The organism is Escherichia sp. XD33, assembly GCF_019375075.1.
Classification (GTDB): Bacteria; Pseudomonadota; Gammaproteobacteria; order Enterobacterales; family Enterobacteriaceae; genus Enterobacter; species Enterobacter flexneri_A.
Window position 1 is genome coordinate 1 of record NZ_JAENDM010000133.1, and the last position, 3124, is coordinate 3124.

At 40.2% G+C, this 3124-nt stretch carries 4 protein-coding genes and 1 pseudogene; 4 read left to right on the plus strand and 1 reads right to left on the minus strand.

Annotated elements, in window-relative coordinates:
* Positions 1–121 precede the first annotated feature (121 nt).
* The 4 genes and pseudogenes from K0778_RS25365 to sul3 form a co-directional block, all read left to right on the plus strand.
* Positions 122–379: pseudogene (locus K0778_RS25365) on the plus strand (hypothetical protein); the annotation flags it as partial.
* A 145-nt stretch (positions 380–524) separates the two neighbouring features.
* Entirely contained in the window at positions 525–1388 is an 864-nt protein-coding gene (locus K0778_RS25370) for an SDR family oxidoreductase (RefSeq protein WP_000612791.1), read from the plus strand.
* 37 nt (positions 1389–1425) lie between these two features.
* The gene (locus K0778_RS25375) at positions 1426–1671 is read left to right on the plus strand and encodes a GrpB family protein (protein WP_001354008.1); all 246 of its coding nucleotides are present in this window, start codon (positions 1426–1428) and stop codon (positions 1669–1671) included.
* 468 nt (positions 1672–2139) lie between these two features.
* Positions 2140–2931: a sulfonamide-resistant dihydropteroate synthase Sul3 gene (sul3, locus tag K0778_RS25380; protein WP_000034420.1), complete on the plus strand. Its 792-nt coding sequence runs from the start codon at positions 2140–2142 to the stop codon at positions 2929–2931.
* A 2-nt stretch (positions 2932–2933) separates the two neighbouring features.
* On the opposite strand, the gene K0778_RS25385 is transcribed toward sul3, so the two are convergent.
* On the minus strand, positions 2934–3124 hold a 191-nt coding region (locus tag K0778_RS25385), incomplete at its 5' end, for a hypothetical protein (RefSeq protein ID WP_213082531.1).

Here is a 3124-nt window from a genome sequence, read left to right on the forward strand (position 1 = left end):
CTCAGCATTTTATTATGGTGATCCCCTGGGCGAAATGCGCCTGGTAAGCAGAGTTTTTGAAATGTAAGGCCTTTGAATAAGACAAAAGGCTGCCTCATCGCTAACTTTGCAACAGTGCCCATTTATGAATGTTCCTGTTATGGCTTATGTTCAAGAAAGCATTGCCCCTGAAATGATGGGCAAGGTGTTTTCCCTTTTGATGACCGCCATGACTCTTTCTATGCCGATAGGCTTACTTGTTGCAGGTCCGGTTGTTGAGGTTATAGGTGTTAATACATGGTTTTTCTGGTCTGGTGTTGCGTTGATAGTAAACGCTGTTCTCTGCCGCATTCTGACACGACGCTATGACAAAGTAACAATGAAACCGCAAGTGGACTGAAAAAAGGACCGGGTTGATGATAATTTGTAGTGGTGAGCTTCTGGGAGTACAAAACAAAGTGCTCAAAATTGTCGGGCTCATGGCGTTTAACGGTATTAATTTCGCTTATAATAATCTTTCTATAATAGCCTAAAGGAGAATATCTATGATACCTAATAGCGAAAATAAAAGAGTATGGTTTATTACCGGAGCAAGCAAGGGGCTTGGCTATGCTTTTACATGCGCCGCCTTGAAAGCCGGGGATAAAGTTGTTGCAGTTGCAAGGACTATCGATAATTTGGCGAAGCTAGAAGAAACATATCAAGAGAGCTTACTGCCATTAAACCTCGATGTTACAGATAGGGAGGCTGTTTTTTCTACGGTTGAAACAGCAGTTAAACATTTCGGTAGGCTTGATATTGTTGTTAATAATGCGGGTATCATGACTATGGGTATGATTGAAGAACTAAACGAATCCGATGCTCGGAAACTAATGGACACAAACTTTTTTGGAGCTCTTTGGGTTTGTCAGGCAGTGATGCCCTATTTGAGGTCGCAGCGTTCTGGACATATCATACAGATTACAAGCATTGGCGCTATTATCTCGGGTCCGATGTCTGGTATTTACAGTGCAAGTAAATTTGCGCTGGAAGGAATGAGTGAAGCCTTAGCAAAAGAAGCGGAACATTTCGGAGTGAAACTCACTATGGTGGAACCAGGAGGATATTGGACAGATTTATACACTTCGATGAGTTACAGCAATCCATTAGATTCATACGGTACACTGCGCGATGAGCTGGCGAAACAGTATTCCGAAGATTCGGTCGATAGTGATCCTTCCTTGGCAGCGGAAGCCCTTATGAAATTAGTAGCCAGCAATAATCCGCCTTTGAGGCTTATCCTTGGCAGCATGGTATACGATTTGGCGATGGATACCTTAAAAGCACGGATGGCTACCTGGGAAGAATGGGAAGCTGTTAGCCGTGCATCAGAAAAGGCTATTCCTGCACCGGAGAGATATGGAGTATAATACCAAACATGGTTTTTGAGGCAAGGACGAAACTATCATGAAAATTGAAATTATGGAATATAACCCGGATTGGACAAAGAATTTTGAAGAAGAGAAAATAAAATTGCTCCATTTTTTCGGTTCTCATGCCGTAGCCATTGAACATATCGGAAGCACGGCGATACCCAATCAACGGGCGAAACCGGTTATAGATATATTTATTGGCGTTTCGCCTTTTGCTGAACTACCTTTTATCAGCGCATTTTTAATGCAAAGGAGTATCACCACACTCCGACAGATATGACAGGCAGATATTTGTTTGCAAAATATACAAATGAAGTTTGGACCCATAATCTTCTTGCTTTGGTGTAGGTATAATACCCAAAAACGAAGTTTATGCGGAACAGGATAACACCTCGAAATCGGAGTTTATATGGCTTCGTGGGGGAGTTATGTGTTTGAGCTTTGTCGCATTAACGCGAATCAGGGGTTGACGGCAGAAATAGACTGGAATTACACTTCTTGGAGTCGGCGTTGCCGGAAAATTCTGATTGGATTAGTTGTTCGGGGTGCGAAAACAGTCGTAGTTCGGGGAAAAAACCGAATTTTGACCCAAAACCGCGAAAAACTCGAAATGACAGTTCCTATCAGTTTTCATAATGAATTAAAACAAAAAAATTAGGCTGCAAAGATAGGGAAAATGTGTCAATTTGCGTAAGTGATAATTAGTCAATTAAGATAAATGCTACTTTTGTAATCAAAGCAAAATGATATGAGCAAGATTTTTGGAATCGTAAATATAACCACCGATAGTTTTTCCGATGGAGGACTTTATTTAGATACAGATAAGGCAATTGAGCATGCTCTGCATTTGGTTGAAGATGGAGCAGATGTGATTGATTTGGGAGCCGCTTCCAGTAATCCTGATACAACTGAAGTGGGCGTTGTGGAAGAAATCAAAAGACTCAAACCTGTCATTAAGGCTTTAAAAGAAAAAGGCATTTCTATTTCTGTTGATACATTTAAACCTGAGGTTCAGAGTTTTTGCATAGAACAAAAGGTTGATTTTATTAATGATATTCAAGGTTTTCCTTATCCTGAGATTTATTCAGGCTTGGCAAAGTCAGATTGCAAACTTGTGTTGATGCACTCCGTTCAGCGAATTGGTGCAGCTACTAAAGTTGAAACGAATCCGGAAGAGGTTTTTACTTCCATGATGGAATTTTTTAAAGAAAGAATTGCTGCTTTAGTTGAGGCTGGTGTAAAGCGTGAACGAATTATTCTTGATCCGGGTATGGGCTTCTTTTTAGGCTCTAATCCAGAAACATCTATTCTTGTTTTGAAGCGTTTCCCTGAAATTCAAGAAGCTTTTAATTTGCAAGTAATGATTGCAGTGTCACGGAAATCATTCTTAGGTAAAATAACTGGAACCGATGTGAAATCTCGTTTAGCACCAACTCTTGCAGCAGAAATGTATGCATACAAAAAAGGTGCAGATTATCTCCGCACCCATGATGTTAAGTCTTTATCAGATGCCTTGAAAATATCCAAAGCCCTAGGTTAGTTTTATTTTTTTAGCTTTCTAAATGAATATGCTATACTTGCTCTGAAGTTGTGTTGGCGTACTTGACTTAGGTCTGGATCTTTCGAACTGTTACTAAGAGGGTAATCATAGCCAAACATAAACTGGAAATGTCCTAATTCTAAACCTGTTCCAATACCTACACTATAATCAAGAGGACTTAAACTTCCATCAC